Annotated in this window: 19 protein-coding genes; 18 read left to right on the top strand and 1 reads right to left on the bottom strand. The window is 49.8% G+C overall.

Translation table 11 applies throughout. The annotated features are described in order from the left end of the window. Nucleotides 1-270: 270 nt before the first annotated feature. Genes HF324_RS27290 through HF324_RS27265 form a run of 6 tightly spaced genes read left to right on the top strand, consistent with a single transcriptional unit; the run spans nt 271 to nt 4,718 of the window. Nucleotides 271-480, top strand: a complete 210-nt coding sequence (locus HF324_RS27290; RefSeq protein ID WP_168861338.1) for a hypothetical protein — start codon at nt 271-273, stop codon at nt 478-480. After that, on the top strand, nt 464-952 hold the full coding sequence (locus HF324_RS27285; protein ID WP_168861337.1) for a hypothetical protein: 489 nt from the start codon (nt 464-466) through the stop codon (nt 950-952). Before HF324_RS27290 ends, HF324_RS27285 begins: the two co-directional genes overlap by 17 nt. Then, on the top strand, nt 885-2,309 hold the full coding sequence (locus tag HF324_RS27280) for a hypothetical protein (protein ID WP_168861336.1): 1,425 nt from the start codon (nt 885-887) through the stop codon (nt 2,307-2,309). Before HF324_RS27285 ends, HF324_RS27280 begins: the two co-directional genes overlap by 68 nt. Continuing rightward, complete coding sequence (locus tag HF324_RS27275; RefSeq protein WP_168861335.1) at nt 2,309-3,712, top strand: phage portal protein; 1,404 nt, start codon at nt 2,309-2,311, stop codon at nt 3,710-3,712. Before HF324_RS27280 ends, HF324_RS27275 begins: the two co-directional genes overlap by 1 nt. A gap of 9 nt (nt 3,713-3,721) precedes the next feature. Continuing rightward, complete coding sequence (locus HF324_RS27270; protein WP_168861334.1) at nt 3,722-4,522, top strand: phage minor head protein; 801 nt, start codon at nt 3,722-3,724, stop codon at nt 4,520-4,522. A 10-nt stretch (nt 4,523-4,532) separates the two neighbouring features. Next, entirely contained in the window at nt 4,533-4,718 is a 186-nt protein-coding gene (locus HF324_RS27265; protein ID WP_168861333.1) for a hypothetical protein, read from the top strand. Nucleotides 4,719-4,830: 112 nt separating this feature from the next. Here HF324_RS27265 and HF324_RS33730 read toward each other — a convergent pair whose 3' ends face one another. Beyond that, nucleotides 4,831-5,079: a hypothetical protein gene (locus HF324_RS33730; protein WP_258539566.1), complete on the bottom strand. Its 249-nt coding sequence runs from the start codon at nt 5,077-5,079 to the stop codon at nt 4,831-4,833. Here HF324_RS33730 and HF324_RS27260 point away from each other — a divergent pair. The 12 genes from HF324_RS27260 (at nt 4,960) to HF324_RS27205 (ending at nt 14,696) form a co-directional block, all read left to right on the top strand. Further along, nucleotides 4,960-5,616 (top strand): HK97 family phage prohead protease, encoded by a 657-nt coding sequence (locus HF324_RS27260; protein ID WP_258539561.1) that lies wholly within the window; start codon nt 4,960-4,962, stop codon nt 5,614-5,616. The genes HF324_RS33730 and HF324_RS27260 overlap by 120 nt on opposite strands. 3 nt (nt 5,617-5,619) lie before the next feature. Next, on the top strand, nt 5,620-6,849 hold the full coding sequence (locus HF324_RS27255) for a phage major capsid protein (RefSeq protein WP_168861331.1): 1,230 nt from the start codon (nt 5,620-5,622) through the stop codon (nt 6,847-6,849). A 41-nt stretch (nt 6,850-6,890) separates the two neighbouring features. Further along, on the top strand, nt 6,891-7,424 hold the full coding sequence (locus HF324_RS27250; protein ID WP_168861330.1) for a head-tail connector protein: 534 nt from the start codon (nt 6,891-6,893) through the stop codon (nt 7,422-7,424). Next, a complete protein-coding gene (locus HF324_RS27245) occupies nt 7,421-7,753 on the top strand; it encodes a phage head closure protein (protein WP_168861329.1) in 333 nt (110 codons plus the stop codon). Before HF324_RS27250 ends, HF324_RS27245 begins: the two co-directional genes overlap by 4 nt. Beyond that, nucleotides 7,746-8,318, top strand: a complete 573-nt coding sequence (locus HF324_RS27240) for a hypothetical protein (protein WP_168861328.1) — start codon at nt 7,746-7,748, stop codon at nt 8,316-8,318. The genes HF324_RS27245 and HF324_RS27240 overlap by 8 nt, the downstream gene beginning before the upstream one ends. Continuing rightward, nucleotides 8,315-8,764: a hypothetical protein gene (locus HF324_RS27235; protein ID WP_168861327.1), complete on the top strand. Its 450-nt coding sequence runs from the start codon at nt 8,315-8,317 to the stop codon at nt 8,762-8,764. Before HF324_RS27240 ends, HF324_RS27235 begins: the two co-directional genes overlap by 4 nt. Then, a complete protein-coding gene (locus tag HF324_RS27230; protein WP_168861326.1) occupies nt 8,765-9,214 on the top strand; it encodes a phage tail protein in 450 nt (149 codons plus the stop codon). It begins immediately after the preceding gene. A gap of 5 nt (nt 9,215-9,219) precedes the next feature. Beyond that, nucleotides 9,220-9,603 carry a hypothetical protein gene (locus HF324_RS27225; RefSeq protein ID WP_168861325.1) on the top strand — a complete coding sequence of 128 codons (384 nt, stop codon included), beginning with the start codon at nt 9,220-9,222 and terminating at the stop codon, nt 9,601-9,603. 64 nt (nt 9,604-9,667) lie between these two features. Further along, nucleotides 9,668-9,925, top strand: coding sequence for a hypothetical protein (locus tag HF324_RS27220; RefSeq protein ID WP_168861324.1), 258 nt, complete (start codon nt 9,668-9,670; stop codon nt 9,923-9,925). Nucleotides 9,926-9,927: 2 nt separating this feature from the next. Next, complete coding sequence (locus HF324_RS27215; protein ID WP_168861323.1) at nt 9,928-12,006, top strand: methyl-accepting chemotaxis protein; 2,079 nt, start codon at nt 9,928-9,930, stop codon at nt 12,004-12,006. Between the two features lie 32 nt (nt 12,007-12,038). After that, nucleotides 12,039-13,943, top strand: a complete 1,905-nt coding sequence (locus HF324_RS27210; protein ID WP_168861322.1) for a hypothetical protein — start codon at nt 12,039-12,041, stop codon at nt 13,941-13,943. Nucleotides 13,944-13,949: 6 nt separating this feature from the next. Further along, complete coding sequence (locus HF324_RS27205) at nt 13,950-14,696, top strand: phage tail protein (RefSeq protein ID WP_168861321.1); 747 nt, start codon at nt 13,950-13,952, stop codon at nt 14,694-14,696. The last annotated feature ends 1 nt before the right edge of the window (nt 14,697 follow it).

Here is a 14,697-nt window from a genome sequence, read left to right as displayed (position 1 = left end):
AAAGAAGAATGCGAGGCGAAATTGGGAAGGTTATGATAGTAGAGAACCTCGAAACACGCGAATTCAGCGTGTTCCTAACAACCGACCCTTACAACATTAAAACCTCAAAAGATTTGAAAGAGGCAATTATTAACCTGATTTTAAGTCTGAAGTACACCAACCGCGACACATCTGTCTCATAACCTGATAACTTGGGTTGGGATGGATTCGGTGTTGCCGTTTTATGAAATTGTACAAAAATAAAATAAATTTGTACAAAGATAAATTACTATGAGTCTGAAGGGAATTAATGCGAAAGAGTCGCACGGAGAAATTAACCTCGGTATTAATGTGGACCAGTTTATCTCCCAACTCAAAGAGCTCCCATCTGAAACGGGATGGGTGAACATTATTCTGGTCCCCCTCTCCACTCCACACCCGAACGGGTACACACACTTTATCCGTAAACAAAAGCCAAAGAAAGATGAAAGGAAGGGATGAACTAGGCAGGTTCCTGCCGGAGAATACCTTTTCCAAAACACCGCCGGAAGAGATGGAGGTGTTGGTGGAGGAGTACTGTAAACACCGTGCGCTCGGACTGGATAAAGAAAGCTTCGTGCGGGCGGACTACCGGACAATAGAAAAAAATGCTTCGGATTTGCAGGCGGAAAAAATACGGGAGGCGGAAGCCCACGGGTGGCATATCTGGGAGAACATTCTCCGTCTGGTTACTCTGGGCCAAAACGTCACCCTGCCAGATGGTACTTCGATCATGGCGGCGAACTGTAATCCGACCCTCTTAATCTTCACCGTCAAAAGCAAGATGCGGCAGGTCTACGGTGACAAGCTGGATGCCGCGGTGAAGGTTGACGATTACGAAAAGCTGGATTATACAAAACTATCTGATGGAGCACTCGAAGAAATTGCCGCGCTTAGATCCAATGGAGGCGCTGGGGGAGCTTTGCCGGCGTAGTTTCTACCGGTTCTTTTTGGAGTTCTGGGGGACGATAGAGGCGGTACCGCTGGTGGATAACTGGCATATCCGCTATATCTGTGATCAGCTACAGGAAGTAACTGAGTCGTGGGAGCGGGGGGAATCACAACCGGATGTTCTTATCAATGTACCACCAGGATCCAGCAAGAGCACTATGGTGACGCAGCTGTTTCCCGCCTGGCTATGGGTGCGCTCTCCATCTATCCGTGTCATTAGCAGCAGCTACGCTGCCGATCTGTCAACCAGCCACGCGGTCAAGTCGCGTGACTGTCTTAAATCTGAGAAGTTTCAGGCTTGTTTTCCGGAACTCATCGAATTTAAGGATGACCAGGATGGGAAGACACACTATAAAAACACAAAAAAGGGAGAGCGCTTTGTAACCTCCACCGGCGGCCGGGTTACTGGGATGCATGCCGATTTTATAATTGTGGACGACCCCATCAATCCCGAGGCAGCCGTCAGCGAGAAGGAGCTGAAGCGCGCCACCCGGTTTGTGTCTCGCACACTCTCCACCCGAAAAACGGATAAAAAGCGTACCGTGACCATAATGGTCATGCAGAGGCTTCACGAAGCTGACCCCGCAGGCGAATGGATTCGTAAGAAGAAGTTAAGATGGATTTGCTTGCCGGCGGAGTTGAGCAATGATGTACATCCTGTTGAGCTGAAAAGTTTTTATGTCGAGGGACTTCTGGATGTAAAAAGATTAGGAAGAGAGGCTGTTGAAAAGATGAAAGTTGATTTAGGGAGCTATGGTTATGCTGGACAGGGGCAACAACGACCAGCTCCGGAAGGTGGTGGTATCTGGAAAAAATGGTTTATCCCAATTCCGGATAACGCTTTCCCTTCTCCTGACCAGCTGGAAGACTATGGCACCGACTGGGACACCGCATATACGAAAGATCAGGAGAACGACGCCAGTGCGTACTGTACCTCTGGTATTGTCCGGTTGTCGGATGGCTTCCGCATGTACATTGACAAACTGGGCTTTGATAAATTGGAATTCCCGGATCTGATACGTTTCATAAAGCTGCGACCGGGACCACACTACATCGAGGCTAAAGCATCCGGAAAGAGCTCGCAGCAGACGTTGGTTTCCTCCGGTATTCCCGCAATCGAGGTGCAGGTTACCGGAGGGGATAAGATCGCACGAACGAAGATGGCGACGCCGTATCCAGAGGCCGGATTGGTCTTCATACGAGAGTCACTGTTGGAAATGCTGTACAACGATCCGGAACAGGGAATACTTGCCTTTCCCAATGGCCTGTACGATGACCTCAACGACGCCATCGTACAGGCTATACACAGACATTCACAACCACAAAAAGAATGGGAGTAATGAACATTATTCAACGTTTTAAGTATGCCCTCACCGGCAGGTTGCCGCAAGGCAACACCAGCTTATTCCCCATGGGTGGACAGCTGATAAATGATTTCCAGAAACAGCATGAGTTTGTAAAGAACGGCTACATGGGTAACGCCATTATCTACAGTATCATCAGCCAGTCTTCGCGGAAGTTTTCTACGGTGCCGCGGCATTTGTACCAGATCAAGGATAAACAGGCGTTTTCGCAGTATAAGGCGCTTCTGGGTGATGGCACGCCTACTACAGGAAAGGCCATTGCGACAGCGCTTAATTTCCGGAGAAAAGCCATGGTGCCCGTGGAAAAGCATCCAATCATTGATTTGCTGAACAGGCCAAATCCTACACAGGGAGGCGCGGCCTTCTTTGAAAACCTATATGGTTTCAAACAAATCAACGGTGCCGGTTCTGCTTGGGCGAACCGTGGAGGTAACCCCACGGGTGAGCCGGTGGAGTTATGGTGTCTACCCAGCGCGGATATCGTCATTGTCATCGGCAAAAATCCTGATGGCAGCTATGACTATCTGGAACCTGCTGGATATCAGCTTCAGAACGGGTGGGTGTCGAATCTGCGTAAGGAGGATGTGCTCTACTGGAAATATTTTAATCCGTACTGGTCATCATCCGGATCGCATTTATACGGCCTGGCACCTTTGGAGGCAGGCGGCATGGTTGCGAACGAGAGAAATAAAGCAGATAAAACCAGTGCCACCATTATGCAGAATCAGGGGAGCAAAGGGGTGTTATACAGTACGGATCCGAAAGGTATGTCTGTTGATACCCGTGACAAGCTGCAGAATAGACTGGATCAAGAGGTTAATGGCCTGCGCAATAACGGCCGGGTGGCCTTAGCCAATAGTCCATTGGGGTACGTTGATCTCGGACGTACTACTGTTGAATTGTCCATTGATGCCATAAAACGCAGCAGCAAAGAAGACTTATGTAATGTCTTCAGTTTTCCGCCGGTGCTGCTGGATCCTTCTAAGGGGACACTTGCCAATCTTGAAGCCAGCATAAAATTTTACGTTGTCAATAAGGTCATCCCGGAATGGTGCGGCCTGCGTGATGACCTCAACGCGTGGCTGTTGCCCATGTACAAGGGCGCCGTCGGGAATCTATGGATAGAGCCAGATTTCGCCAGTCTGCCGGAGCTGCAGGAAGATCTGGAGAAACAGGTAAATGCTGTTATGAAGATATGGCCGCTCACGCCCAATCAGATGTTAGAATTCCTCGGTTGGGAGACAGATCCTAACAATCCGGAAATGAACAAGCGGTATATACCGGCGAACCTGGTTCCTCTTGATCAGGTTAATCAGCCCGCAACAGACATCAGCGGTGATGTGAGCGGTCTTCAGAAGTACGGATTACTGGATTATTAAAATCAGGCCATGACAGACAGGGAGATATGGTATCAGTTCAATGCCTTCCAGCAGCGGAAGGAAGCCCAATATCAGAAGCTGTTTTATAACCTCATCCGCCGGCAGGCGATGCGGGTGGCGGATTATGTTGTTCAGCATGGCGCCGATGCTGCTGCGGTGAATATCAACCTGCTTGTTCCAACTGTGGAGGTACAGTCATTACTGCGGCGACTGTATACTGATGTTGGCGTGAACTGGGCTAACATCGAATATGCCAATATTGAAGAGCATACGAAGTCTTGGGCGCAGCCGGTCCGGTGTAAACGCTTCGGCTTCAATGCTATCTGGGAAGGTATTTTGAACCTGTTTTTTACCCAAAAAGCAGGTGAGAAGATTACCAAGATCACCGAAACCACCCGCAAATGGTTGATCGGTATGATATCCGCAGGGCGTGCTGCTGGTATGGGTGCTGAGCAAATTGCCCGCAGCATGCGCGATGATAAACAGGTTCCTCTGGCCCGCGCTCGTGTTATCTCTCGTACAGAAACCGTGGCAGCGGCGAACTTTGGAGGCATGACCGCGGCGCGGCAGAGTAAACTGAAGATGAACAAACGATGGGTGAACAGCCAGGATAAGCGTGTGCGTGAGACTCACCGGGATGAGGACGAAGGTGGTGTCGGTGGTGAGGTGCGTCCACTGGAGGAGCCGTTCAGCAACGGCCTTATGCACCCCGGTGATCCCAGCGGTTCAGCTGAGGAGGTTATCCAATGCAGATGTATTGTCAGCATGCGGCCTGCACGTGATGAACAGGGCATGCCGATGGCGGCGTAAATTATTTTGTATGACACTTGATGATATTTTAGTGAAACACATTCCCATACCACCACGGATTTGTATGATCAAACGCATGCACCTGGAACGGCAGCGGTGGGAGATCAAACAACGCATCGCACTGCAGCGTGATCTGGATCTGGTTCCGGAAAAAATTTTGTTGGATGTTGAAAAAACATTTGGCAAGTTGAAATAAACTGTATTTTTGTATCGTATGGCAGACAAGCGCACATTACTGTGTGAAAAAGCCAGAACCAATTTTCCCACCAATTTATCTGACTCTTCCACCTTCAAGGAGAAATCCGTTATTAACGCACCTGTTCCGCAGGTAAAGACACGCCATGCGCATTTACCCACAGCGCATGAAAAAAATCATCCAGTACAAAGACATAACTGATGGCCTGCAGGATGTCGACCGTAAAGGGCGCACCCTGAAAATTGCAATAGCCTCTTTTGGGGATCGTAATCTCGACAGGGATGGCGATGTTATTCTGCATAGTGCTGTAACAAAAACCATCAAAGAGCGTGGGCCTAAAGGCAGTAATGAGATCTGGCATCTCACCGATCATTGGTATGCTATGGATCACGCCCTCGGTAAGTTCAAAGAACTCTATGTTGAAGGGGATTATCTCGTCGGCATATCATGCCCCAGCAGGACCAAACTGGGAAACGATGTAATGGAGCTTTACGCCGATGGCCATATCAACCAGCACAGTATTGGATTTACGCCTCTCGCAGAAGAGAGCTCTAAAGGCGGTTACAATGTTATCAAAGAGCTGGCACTGTGGGAAGGCTCCTCTGTCCTTTGGGGTGCGAACCCTAATACCCCTACGTTGGATGTGATAAAATCCCTCACCAAGGGAAAGGCTGCCAGCATGCTGGAGCGTACTATCAAAAGTCTCCGCAACGGCTCCTATTCTGACGAAACTTTCTCCTTACTCGAACTACAACTCAAACAAATACAGCAATTCATACTCGATATGGACGAGAAAGCCACTGCGCCGGCGCTGACCACGCAGCCGGATGTAGACCAGGTTGACTATGTCAAAGTAGCTGCAGGACTGAGTTCTATCACTAATCTTTTTAAAAACTAGGCGATGCGTTTGAATTATGCAAATAGCTTTTATCGTAAAGATACACCGGAAGATGGCGGCGGTGTAGAGCTGATCACCCGTCAGGTTGGTGAGCTGAAAACGCTTATACAAAGTGGTCAGCAGAAGACTGCGACCGATATTCAGTCTGTTCAATCCTCTGTGACAGAAGTGAAAACCTCTGTGACAGAGATGAAGTCGGAGCAGGAAGAGCTCCGCAAAGAAATCAACATTATCAAGGCTAAATCAGGCCGGTCCAGCATCATCCAGAAGGCTGCTGATGTCAACTTCAATGACCGTGTTAAAGAACTGGTTATTGAAAATGGCGAACAGCTGAAGGCCATGGCGGCCGGTAGCCTGAAAAGTCACAGCTTCCGCATTCAGGTCAAGGATGTCGCTGATACCACCGCACCGAACAGCCTTACAGGTAATTATCCGAAGGAATACGCGCAGGATATTATCAGCATGCCCTCCAGAAAAACTCACTTACGCTCGTTGTTTGGCGTTGGTCCTACAAGCGAGCGTACCTATACTTACTATCGCGAAAAGCCGGTTGAAGGAGGTGTTGCATCACAGAATCCGGAAGGCGCTGTAAAATCAAAAATTAAATTCAACCTGGAAGAGGTTGACGCCAATGTTAAAACCATTGCGGGTTTTACGGTTATTAGCCGCCAGCTACTCAACAATCTCCCGGGCACATGGTCATTCCTGCAAAAACGAATGCCCGAACTGTATTACAGGGAGGAAGACCGGCAGTTGTTTTCGGGTACGGGTTTGAACGGGGAGTTGTCTGGCCTGCTGGCCGCAATTGCTACCGGTGCCTCAACTAAAACAGACTTGTTGTTGAAGGTGATGGCCACTATCGCCGAAATTGAGGACACAGACGAGGATGTGAATACTTTGTTATTCCGCCCTACGGACTACATGAATCTGCTGGAAACAGCCACTCTGAATAAACCGGACGTGATTGTCATTGACCCGACAACTGGCCGCCTCACTGTTGCAGGTGTGCCCGCTTACAAGTCCACTGCAGTGCCAGCTGGAACTGGTGTCATCGGTGACTTCAATATGGGTGCAGACATCCTGCAGTTGACGGCGCTGAACGTAGCCATCTCATTGGAAGATGACAACAACTTCCAGAAGAATGCTGCCACCGTTCGTGTGGAAGCAGAGGTTGCCTTCCCGATCTTCCGCCCCGGCGCGTTCCGCAAAATTTCCATGACAACCACACCGTGATAACCTGACCGGCCAGCATGCTGGCCGGTAAATCTTCCAGTATGCTGAGAAACAGAATCGTCGATAAAAAAGCTACCACCACCGGAACGACAGAGCCGGTGGCCCTGCAGGATGCTAAAAATTTCCTGCGGGTGAGCTTTGATGATGACGATAACCTCATTCAGAACCAGTTGAAGGCCGCCCGTGAGCTGCTGGAGAAGCATCTGAACATCAGTATAATCTCGAAAGAGGTTACAGTGGTGTTTTCTCATGATGGCTACAATTTTCAGCTGCCTGCTGGTCCAGTGGGAGAGGTCTCATCTGCCTCATTCGGTTATGAGCCGGATGATGTGGTGATCACCTCTTCCAACTACAGGGTCATTGGTCAGGAATTTAAATCTTTTCGCGGGACACCCGGTTACTGGACGGTGAAGTATACAGCCGGTTATAGTGAGGTGCCTGAAGCCATCCGGCAGGGTATCCTCAAGCAGGTGGCATGGATGTACGAAAACCGTGGCGACGTCTCGACAACAGGTCAGATCAACACAGATGTGCTTTACCTGCTTTCAGCTTACAATAAAAATACCTGGCTATGATCGGAGGTATGCAGCAACGGATCACCTTTCTGGCCCCGGTAAGTACCGCAGTAGGAGGTGGTGGAAGCGAAACAACCTACACTGATGTGTTGACTGACTGGTGTAGAGCGAAGCCGCTAAAGGCCAGCCGGGAGCTGGTGGAATACCAGACCGCACTAAAAACCGGTTACCGCTTCACCATCCGGCAATGGAAAGGCTGGCAGCCTGATAAAAGCATGCTGATATCCTATAATGGTCAGAAATATACGATAAACAGTATTCTGCCAGACACGGACAAGGGTGTTTGGTTCTGGCATATTGTAGGTGTTGAACAACAGCAAAATGGATAGGATCAAATTTGAGCTACAGGGAATGAAGGAGCTAAATAATGCTCTGGAGAAGGCCAAGAACAAAGGCCCTGAACTGGTTATGCTCGTTGAGGCTGCGGCATATGACACCAATGACGACGCCATCTCCAATATCCAGTCAGCCGGCTCCATTGACCTCGGTGGTGGCGGGGGGTTACTGTCCCACCAAGCTGTTACTCCTGTTACAGAGAGTAGCTGGGAGGTGTCAAACAGCGCGAAACATGCGCCATTCATCGAATGGGGTACTGGTAAGCAAACGGACGTCCCGGACGAATTCAGGCAGTATGCAGAAGAGTTTAAAGGACCGTATCCGGGTACCTGGGATGAATTTGAACAGAACATTAAGGCATGGATGCGCCGCCACGGTATCCCGGAGCAGCGGGTGGAGATTTCAGCCGACGGCACGGAGACGCATATCAACGTTGCCTACTATCTGATGATTTCCATTTTAGACCGTGGTCTCCCAGCACGTCCTTTTCTGTTTCCAGCCTACGTAAAGAACCGGGAAACGCTCAAACAAAAGGCACTTGAACTTCTGAAATCATGACAGATCCATCATTTACAATCCGCGATATGTACGGCCGTCTCCTCGATGGCGCTGTGCTCCACAAGGGGCAACCTGTTGGTGTGTTCGACGGTTTTGCGCCAAAAGATACACCTACGCCTTACATCATTTTGGGCAACCAGACGTTTGTTCCGCGTGACGGCGGCGCCAGCAGGTGCTTTGTGATGTCTGATTGTGCCATTGTCGTTATCGTCGTGACGTCCTTCCCCGGTGCTGAACAGGGGAATAAAAAGTACATGGACGATATCAGCAGCCAGGTGATGAGCATTATGATGCCGGCACCGGGAGCTGTTATCTCTTTTGAGTCACCAGCATTCATCAACATGCAGACGAAACTGGCTGGTACCACCACAACCAACAGCCAGGACGCCACCCGGAAGCACCACGAAAAAGCAATCCGTTTTACTCATCTCGTAAAAGAACAATAAATGGAAAGAGAGATTATCGGCACATATGCCTTATCTATCAAAACCACGACCCTGTTTTTAATGCTGGTCTGTCAGACAGACCTGAAATTTTCACGGAGCCGTGGCACCATCAATGCACCCAGTAAGTGCGACCCCAATAAGAAAATCCCCAACCCGGCAGCGGATTACGAAATCACCGGCAGCCTGCAGGTGTTGCTTCCGGATGGTGTCGCTTTCACCGATCCGAAAGCAAGTGAGGCCGAACTGGACAAACTTTTCCGCGACGCAACAATATTTGACTGGAAGATCGGCCCTATGTCCGGTACACCTGTTCCCGGAGATGTAATCTACTCCGGCAAAGGATGGTTTAGTAATCTGGATACCGATTACCCGACCACCGATCTGGCCAAAAGCGATTTTACGCTGGCTGTAACCGGCGAATATGAACAAGATCGTACACCAACCCCTTGATTTTTATGAGCAACATCATCGAAGTACAGCTCGGCGGCGCCTTGCGTACGCTGCGCTTTAACAACTGGCAGAAAGAAGCACTCGGTAGCATTCTCGGTAAAGACCCGCTTGTAGCAGGTAAAACACTGGCTAAAAAAGCCAAAGAAAGCCCGCTGGATGCGCTTTGTGATCTGGTATACACTGGTCTTGTTGGGAACTACCGCATACAGCGGAAGAACCTGGACTTTACCCCGTCACGGTGGCGGAGTGGCTGGGGAATGCCGATATCAACGAACTCGGTACCGTCTTTACTGTGTGGTTGGATTCTTCCGGCCTGCGGAAGCTCATTCCTACCCAACCGGAAGAGAAGGCAAAGCCGGGAGAGAAGAAACCACGTAAAAAAAAAGTAAGTGGGAAGACATAAAAGATTTTGCCATTGGGGAGATGGGCCTGTCGCCTGATGAATTCTACGCAATGTCGTGGAAAGACTACGGTCGGGCAGCAGAAGGGTACTGGATTCGTCACTCCCGTTTTATGCAGGGGATACGTCGGTTAAGCTTCTATGTGGTCCGCATGGCCTGTGATCCGAAACACGCCAACAAGGTAAAGGAAGAAAAGCTCTTTCGTGTTATTACGGACCCTCCCGTACAAAAAGCTCAACCTGTTCGCATCCCGAAAGAGCAATTTCAGGCTATCGCGGACTTCTATTTCAACAGCTTCAATAAGAATTAACCATGGATGTCGTTGGCCTTAAACTCATTTTGTCCGCAGAAATAAAAAATCTGGAGAAGGCGATGCAGGAGATCGAAAGATCTACCGGAAGAATAAACGGTGCCCTCGGTAATCTTACCGCTACCACTGAAAATTTTACTGGTACCGTCAATCAGGCCGCGCCGGCCACCAATACCGCGACGGAAAGCATTAACAATATGGGTACCGCTGCACAGAGCAGCCAGGAGAGTCTGGAAAATCTTTCCGCTTCCACCTCCCAGGTCGGCGAGGCTGCCGCAGAGGTGAGTTCCGCATCTGAAGAGACGGCAGACTCCTTAGACGATACATCTGAAGCGCTTTCCGGAGCAACAGGGAGCGCCGAAGATTTTGTAGGTGGTTTGTTGGGTGCTGCAGGCCTCGCGGTGGCCACCGCCATCGCTACGGATCTGGTTATGAAATTCGCTTTCAGTGGCCTGGAACTGCAGGATGTACTGGAAGGTCATGTGGTTGCCTTTAGTGATGCGGAGAAAGCACAGTTTGCGTGGAGTCAGGAGATGGCCAGCAGCAACGCTAAGGCGCAGGCTGAAATCAACACACTGGAAACCCTCATTGATATTGTGAAAGATACCGCCAGCAGTAAACAGCAGCAGGCTGACGCGATCAAGGTAATAAACGATAAGTACCCGGAATACCTGACCAATCTGAAAGCTGAAAAAATCAATTCAGAGTCAGCCACCACGGCTATTGGTAAACAGGTTGAGTTAATGCTTGTCCGTAGTAAAGTGATGGGCGCTCAGCAGGCCTACGAAAAAGCATTGGGGAAACAGGCAGATGCTGCTGTGGAAGTTGAGCAGAAAAAGCTCGAAGCCCAACGGGAGGCTGCTGAATTGGCCAGCGGTCAAAGTAATTTCCTGAAAGAACAGGTGAAGTTGTTCCGTGATGTCGGAAACGCCGTTAGGGAATACGGCATTGCTCCTAGCAAAGGGTTCTCTATCGTTGAAAAAGCTGAGAAGGATCTGAATGATGCGAACACTCTTGTAGGTGTTTTCAAAAAAAACCTTGATGACATTATCAATGAAGCCAGTGATAAGGGCTTGTTGGATAAGATATTGGGAAAAGATGGAGGTAGTGATACTGTTGCCAAGATTCGCTCCGTATCCGACGTTCTGAAAGACCTACAGGCGGAAATGAAAACTATTCAGAACCGCGCCGCGCTGGTAGGCACTGGCGTCGACGAATTGGCCAATCAACGGCTGCAGGCGCTCAACAAAGCTTTCGATGAGCTGTCCAAAATGTCCGGCCCTGCTGCCCGTAAGGCACTGGAGGATGTCGCCCGGCAGATAAATATTGTATCCGCCGCTATTCTTGGTGTCGAAAAAATAGATACCAAACAGATTTTTACTTTTTCGAAGCAGAAAGTCCACGATAATGAAATTGTTGGTGGTAGGGCCAAAGATGTAATTGCGCTGGATTTGCCAGTCAGAGTTACTTTGTCGGAACTGGAGCCGGGTATTAAAGCGGCACAACAGAGGCTCACTGATGGCATTAAAGCCCTTACTGATACTGCACAGTCAGCGTGGGATAATGGTCTATCTAAATTGAATGAAAGAATAAACCAGATTTTAAAAGATGTCATTATCGGTATCGGTGTTGCCGAATTAGAGGCTGCCGGTGCGGCACTTGCAGGAGGATCTACTGATTTCGTAGGTGCATTTTTGTTCACTGTTGCTGGTGGTTTAGAGCAGCTGGGTAAGCTGTTGGTTGAATATGGACTTGCATTATTGGCTTTCAACGTATCACTTAAATCCTTAAATCCATATTTAGCTATAGCGGCCGGTGGTGCTGCTTATTTGGCTGCAGGAGCGCTTAAAGCAAAGGCGAAAGGGGGAATCAAAAGTTACGCGGTGGGTGGCATAACAGATGGCCCGACGCTGGCGATGGTGGGAGACAACCCCTCCGGCCGTGAGGCGATGATCCCGGAAGAACTCTGGCCATATCTGGGCGGCGGCGGTGCGCCCATCTATATCGAAAACCATATCGACGCCCAAGGGCTTGTTACAATCGTTAAGCGTGGCATGCGTGAGGAGGGCAGGGTAAGGTAATGGCCTACGTCCTGAAATATCGCATGGAATTCGTGGACCTCCACTTTAGAACTCCGGCCGCCTGGCGGGTGGAGATCTGGCCCCGGGAAGGTTCCCCGGCGATCAATCCTCAGGTGCTTGCTCCTGCTGAGGTGCCGTTGGTTTTGGAATACATGAACTCCGACGAAAGTAAACGCAGCTGGATAGTGGGCCGGAAGGCTACTATTCGGTATGCGTATTCAGGTGAACCGGGTGTGCCGTCTCCTGCGGAATTCTTTGATCGAGATGAGCGTTATCACCAGGTCCGTATTTACAAAAACAACCGGCTCGACGGCATTTACTACATTAAGCCTGATTCCAGCCGGCGCCCATACGCTTTTCCTCCGTACGAGGTAGAGTTGGCTGCCGTGGATGGGCTGGCCTTTGCTAAAGGAACGAACTTCGGTATCTACGACGGCGGGAAAGTACGGTACGATCACGTTACCCTACACGAAACGCTGGTTACACGCTCGCTGAATAAGGCGGTAGGCTACCCTGTCGCACTAAACGTGGTAAATACCCTCCGCCCTGAGAATCTACCAGTAGACAGCAGATTACTGACAGGGATGTTCGCTCACACTGATATGTTCTACGACTTTGTAGATGGCCCGAAGTCGATCTATGAAGTATTTGGGGGATTTTGTAAAAGTTTCTACGCTCGGTTGTTTCTCGCGGCAGGACAGGCGTGGTTTATCCGAACACCCGATTTGTACCAGAACAGTATTTCAGCCGATCAGTACGCGCCGGACGGCGCCGGTACTATGATTCCGATCCCTGGTATATTGAAGCGGATAGGCCCGAACCCGGACAACGCCCACGGCATTCCTATACGCGGAAACGCAGATTTAAACCGCATGCCCGCAGTGAAAAAGGCAACGTTCAACGTTACCTATAAGGCCATCAATCAGCTGCAGAATTATGACTGGAGCGACTTCTCCAACGGCGACTTTGCCCACTGGGAAAGACCGAACCCGGATATGATCGTACAGCGGGCCGGTACCGGTACAATACAGAATCCCTACAGGTTGTTTATGCCATACCCACAGCCATCCAGTGTGACAATGTCTATCCAGCAGTACACGCCCGCTGACAGCGTAAGCCAGGGTGATATTGTTACATGTAGCTTCCGGTATAAATGGGGCAACACCACCAGTTTCAATATTATTATCAAAGCCGGGGAACTTGGTTCTGTTGGCGGCGGTGAATACTGGACACTGGACCAGTCTGGCGACTGGAAATACACCGAAGGTGTTGAGCCTGGTTATATCACTATTTCCCGCAGCGGCAAAAAGCAAGAGGGGAGCTTTGATATTAAGAGCAAACCAATCCCGTATCTGATCAATCGCCCGTTTCCAATCGGTCGTGTGCGTATTCAGATCCTTCCGGCGGAGTCTCCGCCGCCACTTAACCCCGGTGACCATCCGTTAGATCCCGGTGAACCTACTGGCGTTTCCGTATACCTTATCAAGCTGGGTATTTCCCCGCTTTCTGCCACAGGTAGGGAGTTGACCATTACCAACAACGCGGAATATTCCCACATACAGGAAAGAGACGACTTCAAATTCATTGACACCGGTGTGAAAACGCTTTCCAATACGCTGTTTGTTGGAACAGCGCCAGCAAGGAACTGGAGAAGCAGTAAAGTGGGAATTATCCCGCGCGACATTGAGCAGCACATGGCGCAGGCTAACGTCGACGAATATGCAAAAAGCGTGGACACCTTCGAGGGAACGGTGTACAGTAATAGTATAGAGTTCTACAACATTTTTACAGTTGACGGCCTACAGGGGCGGTTTATGCAGCTGCGCGACAAGTACGATGTGCGTAAATGTGAGCATGCTTTGCTCCTCGAGGAGATTTTACCGGAGCAGGGAGCTGGTAGTACCTATAAGGAAAAAGACACTGACGATGAAAACTGATGAAAAATGATTTTAGGCATTGATCTCATATTGAGCATGGGCACAGGGACGCCGGTACCGGTATGTCACAGCAAAAGCTGTACGTTATCCCGGAGCCGTGACTACCTCACGATTACCGATCCGACCGGGCCGGATGAGAAATACCTGCCAAGCATCAAGCGAGGCACAGTGGCGGCTGAAGGGCTTATGGTCTATAAAGAGAGTATAAACGGGATTTCAGTACTGGAATGGCTGGAAAATGGGTCTTTGGTGGGATTCAGTTTCCGGACATCGGCCAGTGGCGGCTTGATCATTTCTGGTAAAATGTATATAGATCATTGGGAGGAAACCGGGGATTACAGTTCTGCTCTGAGCTATAGCTTTACCGGGAAGATCAACGGTCCCATGCAGATCGTGAAAAGCACTGTTCAGAAAACTGTATACCTCGCTGATGTCACCGGGGTACGCCTGCCTCAATGTCCAAATCCTTATCCTGCAAATATCTTCTGGTACGACGGCACCCTTCTGGGTATAGCCTACGACGTACCAGATGTGATCAGTCTGTTCAATTCTTATCCAGTGAATAAGGATCTGCGCCTTACAGGTTTTTCATCCGGGTGCGACTTCACCCTCTCCGTAGGATGGACTGCTGAGACAAGCCCGGACTGGATCGTGGCGGAAAATATTTCCGACAGAATGGCGATTGCTGCCAGTGAGTTAAACATTATCGGCGACGGCGATGTGGCCGGCCTTTCACCAACAGAAATTGTATAAA

The sequence above is a fragment of the Chitinophaga oryzae genome, assembly GCF_012516375.2.
GTDB lineage: Bacteria > Bacteroidota > Bacteroidia > Chitinophagales > Chitinophagaceae > Chitinophaga > Chitinophaga oryzae.
Note: the sequence above shows the minus strand (reverse complement) of the source record. Positions and strands in the feature narration are given on the sequence as shown.